Source organism: Mesorhizobium sp. B2-7-1, from assembly GCF_006440735.1.
In the GTDB taxonomy this organism is placed as follows: Bacteria; Pseudomonadota; Alphaproteobacteria; order Rhizobiales; family Rhizobiaceae; genus Mesorhizobium.
In genome coordinates, this window is record NZ_VFUA01000070.1 from 18,366 (window position 1) to 35,086 (window position 16,721).

The following is a 16,721-nucleotide window of genomic DNA, read 5'->3' on the forward strand; positions in this document are numbered from 1 at the left end:
AGGGGGCCGCGCCGTCAGTCCGGAGATCAGTAGATCTTGGAGAACTTCTCGATGTTGGTCTTGTCGAACTGGAAGGGCGGAGCCATCGCGGCCGAGTTGGTGTCGTCGAGCGTCACCTTGCCGACGCGGCCGATCGACAGCGTGGCGCCCGGCTTGGCTTCTTCCTTCTTCACCGCCAGGTCATGGGCGAGGTAGATCGCCGAGTAGCCGAGGTCGATCGGGTTCCACAGCGCAACCGCTTGGGATGCGCCATTGTCGATGAACTTCTTGAATTCCGACGGCAGGGCGAGGCCGGTGACATTGACCTTGCCGATCAGGTTCTCGTCGGTGACGACCTGCGCGGCGGCAACGACGCCGACGGTGGTCGGCGCGATGATCGCCTTGAGGTTCGGATAGGACTTCAAGAGGCCCTTGGCTTCGTCGGTACTCTTGGCCGAGTCGTCATCGCCATAGACGGTGGCGACCAGCTTGATCTTCGGGAACTTCTCCGGCAGCACCTTCTTGGCCGCTTCGATCCAGGCATTCTGGTTGGTCGCCGTCGAGGATGCCGAGAGGATCGCGACGTCGCCGCCTTCCGGCAGGTAGTCGGCGGCAAGCTTGATGATCGTCTCGCCGATCAGACCGGTGTCGGACGGGTTGAGGTGGAGCTGACGGCCTTCCTTGGCGACGCCAGAGTCCCACGAGATCACGGTGATGCCGCGTTCCATCGCCTTCTTCAGCACGGGAACAAGAGCGTCAGCGTCATTGGCCGAAACGGCGATCGCGTTGACCTTCTGCGCGATCAGCGAATTGATCACCTCGATCTGCGCTTCGGCGGTCGCCTTGGTCGGGCCGGTGTAGATGACGTTGACGTCGCCCAGTTCCTTGGCCGCTTCCTCGGCGCCCTTGTTGGCGGCGTCGAAGAAGCCGTTGCCGAGCGACTTCACCACCAGCGCGATCTTGACGTTCTCGGCATAGGCGGCATTCACGAACATGGCGGCGGAAAAGGCCGCCGTAACCAGCAGTTTCTTCAAAAGGCTCATCGAATATCCTCCCTTGAGCGTTGCATTCCATCGCCGCTGCGGGCGTGAGTTTCCCTCAGGCCTGCAGTGAAGATTCTTCCTTGTCGCTTGACTGTTTGCGGGCGACGATCAGCGCCACGCCCGCGGTTTCGAGCATCTTGGCCTCGCGGTCCTCGATGCCGTCGTCGGTGACCACGGTCGCGATGCGCGACAGCCCGCACAGGATCAGGCTGGAGCGCATGCGGAATTTCGAGGAATCGACCAGCACCACCAACTCGTCGGCCTGGTCGATCAGCTTCTGCTCCGCCTGGATCAGCAGCGGATCGCCTTCCATCAGCCCGAGCGGCCCCAGCCCTTGCGCGCCCATGAACATGCGTCGCGCATAGAAGTTGCGCGTCACGTCATTGTCGAAGGGCGACAGGATGATGTTCTGCTCGCGGTAGATCGTGCCGCCCGACAGCATCACCGTGTTCTTGGAGTGCTTGAGCAGATGCTCGGCGATCGGGAAGGAGTTGGTGAAGATCGGCATGCGGCGTCCGGTCAGGAAATGCACCATCTGGAAGGTGGTGGTGCCGCCATTGATGATGATCGGCTCGCCATCCGTGCAAAGGTTCACCGCTTCCCGCGCGATCGCCCGCTTCTGCGCGGCGTTCAGCGTTTCGTTGACGGAGAAGGGCCGGCCGGCAAGGCCGATGAATTGCGGCGGCGAGATCGCCTCGGCGCCGCCGCGCACCCGGCGCAGGCGTTTCTGGACATGCAGGGCCGCGATGTCGCGCCGGATCGTCGCCTCGGAGGAGTCCGTCAGCTCGACCATCTCCTGCACCGTCACCACAGGCTTTTCCTGGACGGCGGACAGAATGATCCTGTGGCGCTCTTTTTCGTGCATGGTTCCTCCCTGCCCAAGCATCAGGCCTTAGAAAACGCGCAGTGTCAATCATTTCCGATCAAATATTTTCATTGTGCAGTGCAATATGATCGATCTTGATCGTTTATGATTGACAAGCGCAGCGCTTGCGTAGACATTCCCCGGCGAGAAATGAGGGGCGCGGCGTTCGCGTTCCAAGGGAGGATACCTATGCTCGACAAGCGCTCCGGCTCGCGCCTCGCCAATCTTTGGGACGATGCAAAAGCCGCAGGGATGAGCGGTCCCGAGCTCCTGGTCTATCGCTCGAACACGCTGGGGTCCGACAAGCGCGTCACCAATTATGGCGGCGGCAACACCTCGTCCAAGGTCCGGCAGAAGGACCCGCTGACCGGCGAGGAGGTGGAGGTGCTGTGGGTCAAGGGCTCGGGGGGCGACAGCGCCTCGATCAAGCTTGACGGTTTCGCGACCCTCTACATGGACAAGCTGCGCGCCATCAAAGCTCTCTATCGCGGCGTCGAGCACGAGGATGAGATGGTGGGCTACCTGCCCCACTGCACCTTCAACCTCAATCCGCGCGCGGCCTCCATAGACACGCCGCTGCACGCTTACGTGCCGAAGGCTTGCGTCGACCATATGCATCCCGACGCCATCATCGCGGTCGCCGCTGCCAAGGATTCCAAGGCGATCACCAAGGAGATTTTCGGCGACGCCATCGGCTGGCTGCCCTGGAAACGGCCGGGCTTCGAGTTGGGCCTGTGGCTGGAGAAATTCTGCCTCGAAAACCCCGACGCCAGGGGCGTCGTGCTCGAAAGCCATGGCCTGTTCACCTGGGGCGACACGCCCAAGGAATGCTACGAGACGACGATCTCGGTGATCAACCAGGCAATCGAATGGTTCGAACGTAAGTCGCAGGGCAAGGCGATCTTCGGCGGCGAAGTGGTGCAGGCGCTCGACGCGCCGGCGCGCCGCGCCATCGCCGCCAAGCTGATGCCGAGGATCCGCGGCCTGATTTCCGAGAAGAGCCACAAGCTCGGCCATTTCGACGACCAGACGGCCGTGCTTGAATTCGTCAATTCGAAGGATTTGCGGCCGCTGGCGGCGCTTGGCACCTCATGCCCGGACCATTTCCTGCGCACCAAGATCCGGCCGCTGGTGATCGAGTTCGACCCGGCAAACCCGGACGTCGACGCCGTCATCGCGCGCCTCGCTGACGACATCGCCGCCTATCGTGTCGGCTATCAGGCGTACTATGACAGCTGCAAGCATCCGGACTCGCCGGCCATCCGCGATCCGAATGCGGTGGTCTATCTGATGCCCGGCGTCGGCATGTTCACCTTCGCCGGCGACAAGGCGACGGCCCGCATCTCCGGCGAGTTCTACGTCAACGCCATCAACGTCATGCGCGGCGCCTCGACCGTCTCGTCCTATGTCGGCCTGCCGGCGCAGGAAGCCTTCGACATCGAATACTGGCAGCTCGAGGAAGCGAAGCTCCAGCGCCTGCCGAAGCCGAAGGCGCTGGCCGGCCAGATCGCGCTGGTCACCGGCGGCGCCGGCGGCATCGGCCGCGCCACCGCCAACCGGCTGCTGCGCGAAGGCGCTTGCGTGGTGCTCGCCGATATCGACGAGACGGCTTTGGCCAGCGCCAATGACGAGCTCTCGAAAGCTTACGGCAAGGACTTCGTCCGTCCGGTTCGCATCGATGTAACCTCCGAGGATCAGGTGCTTTCCGGCTTCGCCGAAACGTCGGTCGAGTTCGGCGGCATCGACATCCTGGTCTCCAACGCCGGTCTGGCGTCTTCCGCGCCGATCGAGGAAACGACGCTAGCCTTGTGGAACAAGAACATGGACATCCTGTCCACCGGCTATTTCCTCGTTTCGCGCGAAGCCTTCCGCCTGTTCCGCGCCCAGAAGATCGGCGGCAACGTCGTCTTCGTCGCCTCCAAGAACGGCCTAGCCGCCTCGCCGAACGCGTCCGCCTATTGCACGGCCAAGGCCGCCGAGATCCATCTGGCACGCTGCCTCGCGCTGGAAGGCGCGGAAGCGCAGATCAGGGTCAACGTCGTCAATCCGGACGCCGTGCTGCGCGGCTCCAAGATATGGACCGGCGAGTGGAAGGAACAGCGCGCCGCCGCCTACAAGATGTCGACCGACGATCTCGAGGAGCATTACCGCTCGCGTTCGATGCTGAAGCGCTCGGTCTTCCCGGAGGACATCGCTGAGGCGATCTACTTCTTCGCCTCCGACATGTCGGCCAAGTCGACTGGCAACATCGTCAACGTCGACGCCGGCAACGCGCAAAGCTTCACGCGCTAGGCTCCCTTTCCCTTCTCCCCGTTCACGGGGAGAAGGTGCCTGAAGGGCGGATGAGGGCAGCGCCAGCCAAACGAGTTCTGGGAGGAATTGCAGTGTCCGAAACGATTATCCGCGCCGATCTGGTCGCCAGCCACAACGCCGCGCGCAAAACCGACCTCGAGCGCGACTACGCCTCGCTCGGCGAGCGCCTCGACCGCCGCGGCATCGCCATCGACGCGATCCGCGACAAGGTCGAGAAATTCGGCGTGGCGATCCCGTCCTGGGGCGTCGGCACCGGCGGCACGCGCTTCGCCCGTTTCCCTGGCGCCGGCGAGCCGCGCGACATCTTCGACAAGATCGAGGACTGCGCCGTCATCAGCCAACTGACGCAGGCGACGCCCACGGTCTCGCTGCACATCCCCTGGGACAAGGCCGATCCGAACCGGCTGAAGCAGGCGGCCTCGCGCTTCGGCCTCGGCTTCGACGCGATGAACTCCAACACCTTCTCCGATGCCAAGGACCAGAAGCTCTCCTACAAGTTCGGCTCGCTCTCCCATGCCGATGCCGGCACGCGTCGCCAGGCGGTCGAGCACAATCTCGAATGCATCGAGATCGGCAGGACGCTGGGCTCGAAAGCGCTGACGGTGTGGATCGGCGACGGCTCGAACTTCCCCGGCCAGGTCAATTTCGCAAAGGCCTTCGAGCGCTATCTCGACGCCATGCGCGAAATCTATGCCGGTCTGCCGGACGATTGGCGGTTGTTCACCGAGCACAAGATGTACGAGCCGGCCTTCTATTCGACCGTCGTGCAGGACTGGGGCACCAACTACATCATCGCCAGGGAACTCGGCGACAAAGCCTTCTGCCTGGTCGACCTCGGCCACCATGCGCCCAACGTCAACATCGAGATGATCGTGTCGCGGCTGATCCAGTTCGGCAAGCTCGGCGGCTTCCACTTCAACGATTCCAAATATGGCGACGACGATCTCGACGCCGGCTCGATCGATCCCTATCGGCTGTTCCTCGTCTTCAACGAGCTGGTCGATGCGGAGCTTTCCGGCGCCAAGGGCTTCCATCCCGCGCATATGCTCGACCAGAGCCACAACGTCACGGATCCGATCGAAAGCCTGATGCTGTCGGCAGTCGAGGTGCAGCGCGCCTATGCGCAGGCGCTGCTGGTCGACCGCAAGGCGCTTGAGGGCTTCCAGGAGGCCAATGACGCGCTGATGGCGACGCAGACGCTGAAAAGCGCCTACCGCACCGATGTCGAGCCGATCCTCGCCATGGCGCGGCTGAGGACCGGCGGCGCCGTCGATCCGGTTGCGGCCTATCGCGAAGCCGGCTACCGGGCCAAGGTCGCTGCGGAGCGGCCGGCGGTTGCGGGTGGCGGCGGCGGCATCGTCTGAAGCCGAGCCACTCCCCCTCATCCGGCCGCTGCGCGGCCACCTTCTCCCCGAGGGGAGAAGAGAGGTCAGCGCAAGCTCCTCTCCCCAGGGGAGAGGTCGGATTGCCCGAATTGCCCTTGCAATTCGATTTGGCAATCCGGGTGAGGGGGTCTCTTGCGCGCTGCTTCAATTGTTATTGGACTAATTCGCCCTGAGGGTCTTTCCTAGGCGTCCCCAACGCCAGGAGCACCGCCATGCCCTTGACCCGTCGGACGCTGATCGGCGTCACCCTCTCGCTCGCAATTGTCCTCACGCCGTCGATCGTCGCCTTCGCCGCGTCGCCCGCTCCCGCCAAGGGCGAGCACGGCATGGTGGTGACGGCCCAGCACCTTGCCACCGAAGTCGGCGTCGAGGTGCTGAAGAAAGGCGGTAACGCCGTCGATGCCGCCGTTGCCGTCGGCTACGCGCTCGCCGTGGTCTATCCCAACGCCGGCAATATAGGCGGCGGCGGTTTCATGACCGTGCGCATGAAGGATGGCCGCACGACCTTCCTCGATTTCCGCGAGCGCGCGCCGCTGGCAGCGACGAAGACCATGTATCTCGATAAGGACGGCAATCCGGTGAAGGGCGCCAGCCTCGACGGTTATCTCGCGGTCGGCGTGCCGGGCTCGGTCGCCGGTTTCGAGATGGCGCGCGAGAAATACGGCACGCAGTCGCGGCAGGCCCTGATGGCGCCGGCAATCGCCTACGCCAAGGATGGCTTCGTGCTCAACCAGGGCGACGCGGCTTCTTTCGCCGGCAGCGCCGACCGGCTGGCCAAGGACCCGGCGGCGGCCGCCATCTTCCTGAAAAAGGACGGCAAGCCCTATGGCATTGGCGAGACGCTCGTTCAGCCGGACCTTGCCGCCTCGCTGTCGGCGATCTCGGAAAAGGGGCCGGACGCCTTCTACAAGGGCGCCATCGCCGATGAAATCGTCAAGGCGAGCGGCGCCAAGGGCGGCATCCTCGCCAAGGGCGATTTCGAGCAATATGCCGTGCGCGAATTGAAGCCGGTGACCTGCTCCTATCGCGGTTACGAAATCATCTCCTCGCCGCCGCCAAGCTCGGGCGGCGTCATCATCTGCGAGATACTCAACGTGCTCGAAGGCTACCCGCTCTCCTATCTCGGCTCGGGCTCCGCCGAGACGGTCCATGTCATGGTCGAAGCCATGCGCCATGCCTATGTCGACCGCAACTCGGCGCTCGGCGACCCGGATTTCGTCGACAATCCGATCTCGAAGCTGCTCGACAAGACCTATGCGAAAGACATCCGCGACAAGATAGATCCGTTCCGTGCCGGCGTTTCGAAGGACCTGATGCCGAAAGGCTTCGGCGAGTCGAAGGAAACCACCCACTATTCGATCATCGACAATGACGGCAACGCGGTTGCGGTCACCTACACGCTGAACGGCTCCTTCGGCGCCGGGGTCGTCGCCGACGGCACCGGCATCCTGCTCAACAACGAGATGGACGATTTCACCCAGAAACCCGGCGTGCCGAACCTCTACGGGCTGGTGCAGGGCGAGGCGAACGCCATCCAGCCGAAGAAGACACCTTTATCCTCGATGAGCCCGACGATCGTGACGAAGGATGGCAAGCCGTTCATGGTCATCGGCAGCCCGGGCGGTTCGCGCATCATCACCATCACGCTGGAGGCGATCGTCAACGTCATCGATCATGGCATGAACATTCAGCAGGCGATCGACACACCGCGCATCCATCATCAATGGCTGCCGGACACGGTCTATGTCGAGCCGTTCGGCCTTTCGCCGGACACAAAGAAGCTACTTGCCGGCATGGGCTACCATCTCGACCTCAGCGACGAGACCTGGGGCCAGGCGGCCGGCATTCTGGTCGGCGGCAAGAGCCTGAGCGAAATCGAGAAGGGCGGCGGCGCGCGCTACAACGGCGCCATCGACAGCCGCGCGGCGGCCGGCGAAGCACTCGGATATTGATGGATTACACGACCAGCGTGATCGTCGAAGCGATCAGCATCACGGCGGCGATGGCGACGAACAGCGCATAGATGCGCGGCCGGTCGAGCAACAGCGCATTGCCGGAAATCCAGGCCGCCGTGGCGCCGCCGAGCGCGAATAGGAAGCCGTTGCGGTGGCCGAAGGACATGGAGGCGGCCATCAGGCCGCCGATGATCAGCGCGCCGAACACGATGATGACGGCGACGGCGTATTTCTCGAAATCATTGCCGCCGCCCATCGCCGGCCCCATCGCATTGAGATTGGGCAGGTCGTCCGGGTCGAAAGGGCTGGTCGAGCCGTATTCGTCTTGACCGAGGGATTCGCGCATTATTCGTTCTCCGCTGGGCGGCAACAAACCATCAACGCTTGCCGAGCGCAACCCGGCAACGCCGTCGCGGCGATGCGTTCGCCGCCCGGCTGGTGCCAACGTGCCACGGTTTCCCGGTTGGTTTCAACGAGGTAGCGGCGTTGCGGTTCCAGAGCATGATGCCGAAAAGTGTGAAGCGGTTTTCGGGCTGCATCATGCACCATCTCAAGCCTTGATCTACCGGGAAAAATCGCTGCGCACGATGCCGTGCCGTTGCAGTTTGTCGTAGAAGGTCTTGCGCGGAATGCCGAGCGCCTCGATGGTGCGGCGGACGTCGCCGTCATTGCGACCAAGTGTCTCGCGGATGATTTCGGCTTCGTAACGATCGAGCCGTTCCGGTAAGGGCATTGAGGTGTCGATCTCCGTTGCCGCAGGAGAAGACGCAGCGGCAATGTCGTCCAGCCCGAGCACGAAGCGTTCGGCGAAATGGGCGAGCTCGCGCACATTGCCCGGCCAGTCATGGTCGCCGAGATGGCGCTGGACCGAGGCGGAGATTGCCGGCACGGCGCGCCGGAAACGGGATGCGGCGCGCTCGGCGAAGTAGCCGAACAATAAAGGCACGTCGTCCCGCCGTTCGCGCAGAGGCGGGATCGAAAGCGTCACCACATTGAGCCGGTAATAGAGGTCCTCGCGGAAATTGCCGCGCTGGCCGGCGTCGCCGAGATCGACCTTGGCGGCGGCGACGACGCGCAGGTCGACCGGCCGCACCTCATTGGTGCCGAGCGGCGTAACCTCGCGCATTTCGAGCACGCGCAGCATCTGCACTTGCGTCGAGGCCGGCATGCTCTCGATCTCGTCGAGGAACAGCGTGCCGCCGCTCGAATGCTCGATACGGCCGACCCGCTTCTTCTGCGCCCCAGTGAAGGCGCCGGCCTCGTGGCCGAACAATTCGCTTTCGATCACCGTCTCCGGCAACGTGCCGCAGTTGAGTGCGACGAAATTGCCCTTGGCGCGGCGGCTCCAGCGGTGCAGCAGGCCAGCCACCACCTCCTTGCCCGAACCGGTCTCGCCGGTCACCAGAACGTCGACATCGGTGTCGGCGATCTGCCGCAGCGTCCTGCGCAGTCGCTCCATGGCCGGCGTCTGGCCGATCAGCGGCAGCCCTTCCTGCGCCTGTTCGGCCGCCTCGCGCAGGGCGCGGTTTTCCATCACCAGCCGGCGTTTTTCGGCGGCGCGGGCAACGCTCTGCGCCAACCGCTCAGCGGCGAAAGGCTTGGTGATGAAATCATAGGCGCCGTCCTTGATCGCCTTGACCGCCATGGCGATATCGCCGTGACCGGTGACCAGGATGACGGGAATGTCCGGATCGAGCCGCAACACGCGGTTGAAGAGCTGCAGCCCGTCGATCTCCGGCATGCGGATGTCCGACACCACGACGCCGGCGAAATTCCGGCCGAGCGTCGCCAGCGCTTCGCTCGCCACCGGGTGGGCCGACACGGCGAAGCCCGCGAGCTCCAGCGTCTGCCGTGTCGCCTTGAGCAATTCGCTGTCGTCATCGATCAGGATGACTGGTGCCGGGTCGTCCTTGGTCATGCTGCGCCGGCTTTCGACAGATGGATGGTGAAGCGTGTGCCCTGGCTGCTGTTCGCCACCTCGATGCGCCCGCCATAGTCGGCGACGATGTCCTTGGAGATGACGAGGCCGAGGCCCAGGCCTTTCTCCTTCGAAGTGTTGAAGGGCGTGAACAGCGATTTCAGGATCGCGGGCGGGATGCCCGGGCCGTTGTCCGAGACCGTGAGCGTGACGTCATCGCCGGTTTCAGCCGCCGAAACCTCGACCTTCGCGTCGTCACGGCCTTCAATCGCCTCCAGCGCGTTCTGGAACAGGTTGATCAGCACCTGCTCCAGCCGCAGCCGGTTGCCCATAACCTTCAGCGCCGGCGGGGGCAGTGTGATCGACAGCGCATCCAGCCGGCCGGCAAAGCGGCTCCTGAGCAGCACGACGGCACCCTCGATCACGCCGCGCAATTCGACCGGCTCGGCCGCCATGCGGCCCTTGCGGGCGAAGGCCTTCAGCTCTTCGGTGATGGAGCCGATACGCTCGGTCAGCGCCGAGATGGCGCCAAGGTTCTCCTCGGCCGAGGCGCTTTGCTTGCGTTCGAGGAAGACGCGCGCATTGTCGGCATAGGCGCGGATCGTCGCCACCGGCTGGTTGATCTCATGCGCGACGCCGGCGGCGACCTGGCCGAGCGTGGCAAGCCGGTTGGCCTGCACCAGCTCCTGCTGCATCACCTGCAGCTTCGCCTCGGTGCTGCGATGGTCGGCGATCTCGGCCTGCAGCCGGTCGCGCGCCAGGCTGAGATCCTGCGTGCGTTCGACGACCCGGCGCTCGAGCTCGGCGCGCGCGGCCTGTTCGGCGGCAATCCGCATTTGGCCGGATTGCCGGCGCCACAAAAGATAGGCGGCAAAGGCGATGAGCGGGACAAGGACACCGAGCGCCAGGAGCCGCATTTCGCGCTGCGCTGCCGCGACCGGTGCTTCAGCGGGAACGAGATAGTCGAGCCGCCAGGGTGTCGACGGCACAGCGGTCGACAGTCGCAGATACTCCGCATCGCTGCCGCCGGGCGTGATGGCATGGACCAGCGCGACGTCGGAGCTGAGCGGTTGTGGCCTCGTGATCGGCAACGGCACCAGCGGCGCCTCGCCGAATTGCTGGCTGGCCCGGATGTCGGCCGTGACCGGAGCGGCCAGCGGCGCAATCGCCATGAAACGCCAGGAGGGGACGCTGGTGATCAGCACCACGCCATGCGCATCGCTGACATAGGCCGGCCGGTTCGCCTCGCGCCAGTCGGACTCGAGCTGGTCGAACTCCATCTTGACCACGACGACGCCGAGCGGCTCCGAAGCGCCGTCGACCCGGCGCGAGATGTAGAGACCGGGACGTTTGCTGACATTGCCGAGCGCGAAATATTCGGCCGTGCCGGTTTCCATCGCGCCCGAGAAATAGGCGCGAAAGCCATAGTCGTTGCCGACGAAGCTCACCGGCTCGCGCCAGTTGCTGGAAGCGATCGCCAGGCCGTCCGTGCCGGTGACATAGAGCACCGAGGCCTTGGTGCCCGAGACCAGTCCTTCGAGCTTGCGGTTGAGCACGTCGATAGAGGCAGGGCTGCGCTCGCTCAGCGCGTCATGCACCTGCTGGTCCTCCGACAGGAGCAGCGGCAGCGCGCGCGGGTTTTCCAGCACCGCGCGCAGCAGCGCGACCTTGAGGTTGGCGTCCGTGCGCCCTTGCGAGGCCAAAGCCTCGATCTCGGTCGAGCGGCCATAGAGGCCGGCCCCGTAGAGCGCTGCCGCGATGATCGCCAGCGCCACCGCCGCGAACAGCAGCCAGGCGCGCCGCGCCCGCCCGGCAAGCAGTTCCGGCGTCGGGGCGAGGGCAGCGGCAGGGCGTTGCAGCATGTCGCATCTGTGCATGTTTTCGCACAAAGCGCAATTCGACCTATGCGGATAACCGCACTGGTGTCGCCGAAGAGCATGCCGAAAGGCTAAAAAAGCTAGCAAAATCAATGGAGCGAAACGCTGCGCGCAATCTGGCAAGCGCATTGCAAACACATCGGCAGCAGCCGCGAGGCTGTGGAGGTCAACAGCCCCCAGGGAGGTCGAGCGTCTCGATCGGGGGTCGAACGGAGGACATCATGCAGACAGCAATCGCTGCCGCCGAACCGCGCGGCAAGGTTCCCTTTTACCGGCATCTCTATGTGCAGGTCCTGGTGGCGATCGCCGCCGGCATCCTGCTTGGCCATTTCTATCCCGACCTGGGCGCCTCGCTGAAACCGCTTGGCGATGCCTTCATCAAGCTGGTCAAGATGGTCATCGCGCCGGTGATCTTCCTCACCGTGGCGACCGGCATTGCCGGTGTTTCCGACTTGCACAAGGTCGGCCGCGTCGCCGGCAAGGCGATGATCTATTTCCTCGTCTTCTCGACATTGGCGCTCGTCGTCGGCCTCATCGTGTCGAACGTCATCCAGCCCGGCGCCGGCATGCACATCAATCCAGCGACCCTCGATCCCTCAAAGGTGGCGACCTTCACCGAGAAGGCGCATGACACTTCCATTGTCGGCTTCCTGATGAACATCATCCCCGACACCATCACCGGCGCGTTCGCGCAGGGCGACATCCTTCAGGTGCTGTTCTTCTCGGTGCTGTTCGGCATCGCGCTGGCGCTGGTCGGCGAGCGTGGCCGTCCGGTGGTCGATTTCCTGCAGGCACTGACCTCGCCGGTGTTCCGCCTCGTCGCCATCCTGATGAAGGCGGCGCCCATCGGGGCCTTCGGCGCCATGGCCTTCACCGTCGGCAAATACGGCATCGGCTCGATCGCCAACCTCGCCATGCTGATCGGCACCTTCTATCTGACGTCGCTGCTCTTCGTGCTCGTCGTTCTCGGCACTGTCGCATGGTATAACGGCTTCTCCATCCTGGCGCTGATCCGCTACATCAAGGAAGAACTGCTCCTGGTGCTCGGCACCTCATCGTCGGAAGCAGCACTTCCAGGCCTGATGGCCAAGATGGAGCGCGCCGGCTGCAACCGCTCGGTCGTCGGCCTGGTGATCCCGACCGGCTATTCCTTCAACCTGGACGGCACCAACATCTATATGACGCTTGCCGCCCTGTTCATCGCCCAGGCGACCGACACGCCGCTCACCTTCGGCGACCAGATCCTGCTCCTGCTCGTCGCCATGCTGAGCTCGAAAGGTGCGGCCGGCATCACCGGCGCCGGCTTCATCACCTTGGCCGCCACGCTCTCGGTCGTGCCTTCGGTGCCGGTCGCCGGCATGGCGCTGATCCTCGGCGTCGACCGCTTCATGTCGGAATGCCGCGCGCTCACCAACTTCGTCGGCAACGCGGTGGCGACCATCGTCGTGGCGCGCTGGGAAGGCGAGCTCGACCAGAAGCAATTCGCCGCCGCCATGGCCGGTCAGTTGCCTGAGGAGGCCGACCTCGCGCTGTCGGGCGGGCTGCAGCCCGCCTGATCACCGTCTGGAATTGCGGAAGACAAACGGCATCCTCCCGATGCCGGACAGGCCGTAGCTCCGCCGCGGCCTGTTCTTTTTGTCAGCCGCCGCATAGGCTGCACGAGCCGGATTCTCGGCAAGACATTCAGCCGAGAGGGCGGTCGATGAGCAGCGCGTATCCCGAGATCTACGTCGTTCGCCATGGCGAGACGGAGTGGAGCGCCTCAGGCAGGCACACCGGCCGCACCGACATCCCCTTGACCGCCAAGGGCGAAGAGGCCGCGCGCGGCATCGCCGAGAGGCTCAAGGGCCTGACATTCCAAGCGGTCTGGTCGAGCCCCTCGCAGCGCGCTTTCGACACCTGCCGGCTTGCCGGCTTCGGCGAGCGTGCGGTCAGGAAATCCGACCTGCAGGAATGGGACTACGGCGCCTATGAAGGCGTGACGACCAAGGAGATCCTGTCCAAGCGCCCAGGCTGGCAGTTGTTTCGCGACGGTTGCCCGGAAGGCGAGACGGCGGCCGATGTCGGCGCCCGCGCCGATGCTGTCATCGCCGGGCTGCGCGCGGTTGCCGGCAATGTGCTCATCTTCTCCAGCTCGCATTTCCTGCGCGTCTTCGCCGCGCGCTGGGTCGGCCTGCCGCCCGAAGGCGGCGAGCACTTCGTGCTCGATACCGCCAGCCTCAGCGTCCTCGGCTACGAGCACGACCTGACCGAGCCGGTCATCCGCAGGTGGAACCAGAAGTAGCGAGCGCGACTCCCCCTCATCCGGCCGCTTCGCGGTCGAGGGGAGAAGAGGTCGGCGCCGGCGCTGATCAACTCCTCTCCCCTCGGGGAGAGGTCGGATTGCCCCGAGTTGCTCTTGCAATTCGGTTGGCAATCCGGGTGAGGGGGAATGCCTCGCGGCTTAAGCTGAAAGCATCGCCAGTTCCTCGGCCGTTAAATGCCGCGCCGTGCCTTTGGCAAGCTCGCCCAACTTCAGATCCCCGATCGCCACCCTGATCAACCTCAGCACCTCGATATCGAAAGCGCCGAGCAGCCTGCGGATCTGTCGGTTGCGGCCTTCGTCGAGCACGATCTCCAGCCAGGCCGTCCGCCCGCCGCTGCGCAACGGCGTGATCGAGCTTGCGGTGAGCAACTCGCCGTCGACAATGGTCCCTTGGCGAACGCGCTCGAGCATTTCCTCGTCGGGCGCGGGAGCGATCTGCACATGATAGGTCTTGGCGACATGCGAGGCGGGGTCGAGCAGGCCGTTCGCCCAGCGCGTGTCGTTGCTCATCAAAAGCAGCCCTTCGCTCGCTTTGTCGAGGCGGCCGACGGGCGACACGAACGGCAGGTCGAGCCCTTCCAGGCAGTCATAGACCGTGCCGCGGCCTTCAGGATCGTCGCGGGTCGTGACCAGCCCGCGCGGCTTGTTGAGCATCAGATAGACCTTGCGCTCGGCAACCACGCGCTCGCCGTCGACGGTGATGCGGTCGTGGTCGGGATCGATGCGCAGCAAGGCATCGCGCACCGTCTTGCCGCCGACTTGCACTCGCCCCTCGGCGACCAGGTTCTCGGCCTGCGTGCGTGAGCAGAAGCCAAGCTTGGACAGCGCTCGGGCGAGGCTGACCTTTGGGATTGCGGATCGTCGGTCCGGTTGGCGTGCCACTGTCTTTGTCTTCGAACGTCTCAAAACGCCGCAACCGATGCCATGCTTGGCGAGATGGGCGCAAGCGGTTCCGTCGCCCGGTCCGGGCCGCCAATGTCATTCCTGTGGCGTGCTCAGTCGCCGGTACGAGACGCCGTCGAATGTTGCCGTCACGAAGCTCTTGACCGACATCTTGCGCTTGCGCCCGTCGCTGCAGGCATAAAGTGGCCAGCCGGCTTCGCTGCATTCGCTGGCCACGCAGATGCGGGCCACGCAGTTCCCCATGGTCAGCCGGAAGCCGCCTTTGCCGGCAAAGCCCTGCAGCAGGCTGCCGTCCGCCGAGCGCCATGTCCGTTGCTGGAATTCTGGCCGCAATGCCAGCGGTTCGAGCGGGGCGGCGAGATCGGCTGTGCCAATGGCATCGGCCAGCAACAGACGGTAGCGCGCCATTCCGGTCGTGTAGGCGGTCACGAGATCGGACTCACCCGAATAAGTCGTCGCCAGGTCGGAGCGGTCGAATAGATGGGACATGCGCGTGTCTGCCTCTGTCGGCCCCATCAGGGCAACCAGGGCGACAAAGGCCAGGCAAGCGCGCGACATCTCGATTTCCAGCAGCCATGCATATCCGGGCGTGCCAGCGCCCCCGGCTGCCTGCCTTACCATCTCGCCGATTGGCCTCCGGCGCAAGATCAGCCGTGGCTTCCCATCCGCGCCAGGCATCGGGCCTGGTCGCGGGGCCGCCCAAGCTCTTCGTAGCGGCCGGCCGCCTCTTCGAAGGCGGCGAGCGCGCGCACTTCCTTGTCCTGTGCCCGCCGCTGCACGCCGCGCGCTTCCCAAAGGGCCGCCGCCCAAGGACCGCCTTGCCACATGCCGGCGATGCGTTCGGCGTCGTTCAGGCGGCGGTCGACCTGTTCCAACTCGCCTGCTTCGGCAAGCGCGATCGCCGAGGCGGTGCGCAGTGCCATCGAGCAGGGCTGGCAGGCGCCCGGTGTCAACAGCCGGTCGCCTGCGAGGATTTCTTCGGCCACCATCTTCGGCGTCGATGCCGCTCGCACGGCCAACGCCTGCATGCGCATGATGAGGTGCGGCGAAAGCCATGAACGTTCGGCATCGCTGAGGCCGCGCTGGATCAGCCGGCTGGCGCGCCATTTCTGGCCGCGCTCCAGGGCGATCTCGGCCAGCCGCTCGATGGCCAGGACGCGGCCGGCGACCGCATCCGCCGCGAGCAGCAGCCGCTCTGCTTCGGTGAGGAATTGCTCGGCCCTGTCGAGCTCACCCGAAAAAAGCGCCGCCTCGCCGAGAAGCAGGCAGGCGAGACCTCGCCCGGCGTTCGATTCCGCTTGCTCAGCGACAGCGAGCAGCTCCTCGGCCAGTCCCGCGACTTCGGCATGACCCTTGGCGCTGCACAGACAGAACTCGGACAGGCACAGATGCCCATCGAAGACATGTTGCACGAAGGCCGGCTTGGCGCGCACCCATTCGATGAATTCGGACCGGAATAATTGTGGCCATCGCGCCTGCATCATCGAGGCAAGCCCCAGCAGCGCGCTCGCCTCGCCGACCTCGCGCGGCAGGTCGGCGCCCAGCGCCAGATCGCGCGTCTGCCGTGCGATCTCGCTTGCCTTGTCGAACTCGCCGCTCTGCAGGTGCACCAGGCCCCAGGCCAGCGAGGTGCGGATGCGTTCTGAGGGGTTGACTGTCTCCGCGCCGGAAAGCGCCAGCGCCTTCTCGTAAAGCGCGATGGTCGCCGCGCTCGGCCCGACACCGATCTCGGCATGCAGATTGTCGCGCAGCTGGTTGAACTGGCGGATCGCTTCGACCCGGTTGCCGGCGTCGAGTGCCATCTGCATCAGTGCGCATTGCGCCTGCTCCTCCGCCGGGTCGAGCGCGATCAGCCGCTGCCACAGGCCGCCGGCGCGCAACAGGTCGCTGTAGCGCTGCTGGATCTGCGCGCGCGGAGCGTCGAGCCATTCAACAAAAATGTCGTCTGGCAAAAGCCTGCCGCCATAAAGATCCGCGGCGTGTTCGAAAGCGCTCTTTTCGCTGCCCCGCAGCGCTGTCTTGGCGGCGGCCTCGAAGCCTTCGATATCGATCTCGAGCTCGGCATTGGGTGCAAGCGCGATGATGTCGTTGCTGATCGCGATGAGGTCGTGGGCACCGAGCGCGCGGCGTGCAGCGGCGGGCACAGGACAAGGAAGTGCGCGCGCTCGCCGCCTTCGA

General features: G+C 64.8%; 14 protein-coding genes. 5 read left to right on the top strand and 9 right to left on the bottom strand.

The annotated features are described in order from the left end of the window. Positions 1 to 26 precede the first annotated feature (26 nt). Both rhaS and FJ471_RS22930 read right to left on the bottom strand, forming a co-directional pair. Positions 27 to 1,022 (bottom strand): rhamnose ABC transporter substrate-binding protein, encoded by a 996-nt coding sequence (rhaS, locus tag FJ471_RS22925; protein WP_140807017.1) that lies wholly within the window; start codon positions 1,020 to 1,022, stop codon positions 27 to 29. A gap of 55 nt (positions 1,023 to 1,077) precedes the next feature. After that, complete coding sequence (locus tag FJ471_RS22930) at positions 1,078 to 1,887, bottom strand: DeoR/GlpR family DNA-binding transcription regulator (RefSeq protein ID WP_140807018.1); 810 nt, start codon at positions 1,885 to 1,887, stop codon at positions 1,078 to 1,080. Between the two features lie 189 nt (positions 1,888 to 2,076). Here FJ471_RS22930 and FJ471_RS22935 point away from each other — a divergent pair, with 189 nt between their 5' ends. From FJ471_RS22935 to ggt, 3 genes are all read left to right on the top strand, one after another. Beyond that, a complete protein-coding gene (locus FJ471_RS22935) occupies positions 2,077 to 4,179 on the top strand; it encodes a bifunctional rhamnulose-1-phosphate aldolase/short-chain dehydrogenase (protein WP_140807019.1) in 2,103 nt (700 codons plus the stop codon). A gap of 92 nt (positions 4,180 to 4,271) precedes the next feature. Then, the gene (gene rhaI, locus FJ471_RS22940) at positions 4,272 to 5,564 is read left to right on the top strand and encodes an L-rhamnose catabolism isomerase (RefSeq protein WP_140807020.1); all 1,293 of its coding nucleotides are present in this window, start codon (positions 4,272 to 4,274) and stop codon (positions 5,562 to 5,564) included. 233 nt (positions 5,565 to 5,797) lie between these two features. Beyond that, positions 5,798 to 7,537 (top strand): gamma-glutamyltransferase, encoded by a 1,740-nt coding sequence (gene ggt, locus FJ471_RS22945; protein WP_140807021.1) that lies wholly within the window; start codon positions 5,798 to 5,800, stop codon positions 7,535 to 7,537. Between the two features lie 4 nt (positions 7,538 to 7,541). On the opposite strand, the gene FJ471_RS22950 is transcribed toward ggt, so the two are convergent. From FJ471_RS22950 to FJ471_RS22960, 4 genes are read right to left on the bottom strand one after another with little or no spacing between them, the layout of a single operon-like run. Then, the gene (locus tag FJ471_RS22950) at positions 7,542 to 7,886 is read right to left on the bottom strand and encodes a hypothetical protein (protein WP_140807022.1); all 345 of its coding nucleotides are present in this window, start codon (positions 7,884 to 7,886) and stop codon (positions 7,542 to 7,544) included. A 31-nt stretch (positions 7,887 to 7,917) separates the two neighbouring features. Further along, positions 7,918 to 8,082: a hypothetical protein gene (locus FJ471_RS34890; protein ID WP_181179666.1), complete on the bottom strand. Its 165-nt coding sequence runs from the start codon at positions 8,080 to 8,082 to the stop codon at positions 7,918 to 7,920. A 20-nt stretch (positions 8,083 to 8,102) separates the two neighbouring features. After that, positions 8,103 to 9,458: a sigma-54 dependent transcriptional regulator gene (locus FJ471_RS22955; protein WP_140807023.1), complete on the bottom strand. Its 1,356-nt coding sequence runs from the start codon at positions 9,456 to 9,458 to the stop codon at positions 8,103 to 8,105. Next, positions 9,455 to 11,320, bottom strand: coding sequence for a sensor histidine kinase (locus FJ471_RS22960; protein WP_140807024.1), 1,866 nt, complete (start codon positions 11,318 to 11,320; stop codon positions 9,455 to 9,457). Before FJ471_RS22960 ends, FJ471_RS22955 begins: the two co-directional genes overlap by 4 nt. A gap of 236 nt (positions 11,321 to 11,556) precedes the next feature. Here FJ471_RS22960 and FJ471_RS22965 point away from each other — a divergent pair, with 236 nt between their 5' ends. Beyond that, positions 11,557 to 12,891, top strand: a complete 1,335-nt coding sequence (locus tag FJ471_RS22965; RefSeq protein ID WP_140807025.1) for a dicarboxylate/amino acid:cation symporter — start codon at positions 11,557 to 11,559, stop codon at positions 12,889 to 12,891. Between the two features lie 146 nt (positions 12,892 to 13,037). Continuing rightward, positions 13,038 to 13,619 (top strand): histidine phosphatase family protein, encoded by a 582-nt coding sequence (locus tag FJ471_RS22970; RefSeq protein ID WP_140807026.1) that lies wholly within the window; start codon positions 13,038 to 13,040, stop codon positions 13,617 to 13,619. Positions 13,620 to 13,778: 159 nt separating this feature from the next. Here the strand turns inward: FJ471_RS22970 and FJ471_RS22975 are convergent, their stop codons facing one another. From FJ471_RS22975 to FJ471_RS22985, 3 genes are all read right to left on the bottom strand, one after another. Further along, positions 13,779 to 14,522, bottom strand: coding sequence for a pseudouridine synthase (locus FJ471_RS22975; RefSeq protein ID WP_140807027.1), 744 nt, complete (start codon positions 14,520 to 14,522; stop codon positions 13,779 to 13,781). 96 nt (positions 14,523 to 14,618) lie between these two features. Then, positions 14,619 to 15,101: a hypothetical protein gene (locus FJ471_RS22980; RefSeq protein WP_246684798.1), complete on the bottom strand. Its 483-nt coding sequence runs from the start codon at positions 15,099 to 15,101 to the stop codon at positions 14,619 to 14,621. A gap of 89 nt (positions 15,102 to 15,190) precedes the next feature. Continuing rightward, positions 15,191 to 16,721, bottom strand: a 1,531-nt coding sequence (locus FJ471_RS22985) for a BTAD domain-containing putative transcriptional regulator (protein WP_140807028.1), incomplete at its 5' end; no start/stop codon positions are given.

Excerpts from the sequence above, each read along its gene's own strand:
- FJ471_RS22970 (WP_140807026.1), top strand. The coding sequence starts at position 13,038 with ATGAGCAGCGCGTATCCCGAGATCTACGTCGTTCGCCATGGCGAGACG.
- FJ471_RS22960 (WP_140807024.1), bottom strand. The coding sequence starts at position 11,320 with ATGCTGCAACGCCCTGCCGCTGCCCTCGCCCCGACGCCGGAACTGCTT.
- FJ471_RS22965 (WP_140807025.1), top strand. The coding sequence starts at position 11,557 with ATGCAGACAGCAATCGCTGCCGCCGAACCGCGCGGCAAGGTTCCCTTT.
- FJ471_RS34890 (WP_181179666.1), bottom strand. The coding sequence starts at position 8,082 with ATGATGCAGCCCGAAAACCGCTTCACACTTTTCGGCATCATGCTCTGG.
- FJ471_RS22955 (WP_140807023.1), bottom strand. The coding sequence starts at position 9,458 with ATGACCAAGGACGACCCGGCACCAGTCATCCTGATCGATGACGACAGC.
- FJ471_RS22930 (WP_140807018.1), bottom strand. The coding sequence starts at position 1,887 with ATGCACGAAAAAGAGCGCCACAGGATCATTCTGTCCGCCGTCCAGGAA.
- FJ471_RS22980 (WP_246684798.1), bottom strand. The coding sequence starts at position 15,101 with ATGTCGCGCGCTTGCCTGGCCTTTGTCGCCCTGGTTGCCCTGATGGGG.
- FJ471_RS22935 (WP_140807019.1), top strand. The coding sequence starts at position 2,077 with ATGCTCGACAAGCGCTCCGGCTCGCGCCTCGCCAATCTTTGGGACGAT.
- FJ471_RS22950 (WP_140807022.1), bottom strand. The coding sequence starts at position 7,886 with ATGCGCGAATCCCTCGGTCAAGACGAATACGGCTCGACCAGCCCTTTC.
- ggt (WP_140807021.1), top strand. The coding sequence starts at position 5,798 with ATGCCCTTGACCCGTCGGACGCTGATCGGCGTCACCCTCTCGCTCGCA.
- rhaS (WP_140807017.1), bottom strand. The coding sequence starts at position 1,022 with ATGAGCCTTTTGAAGAAACTGCTGGTTACGGCGGCCTTTTCCGCCGCC.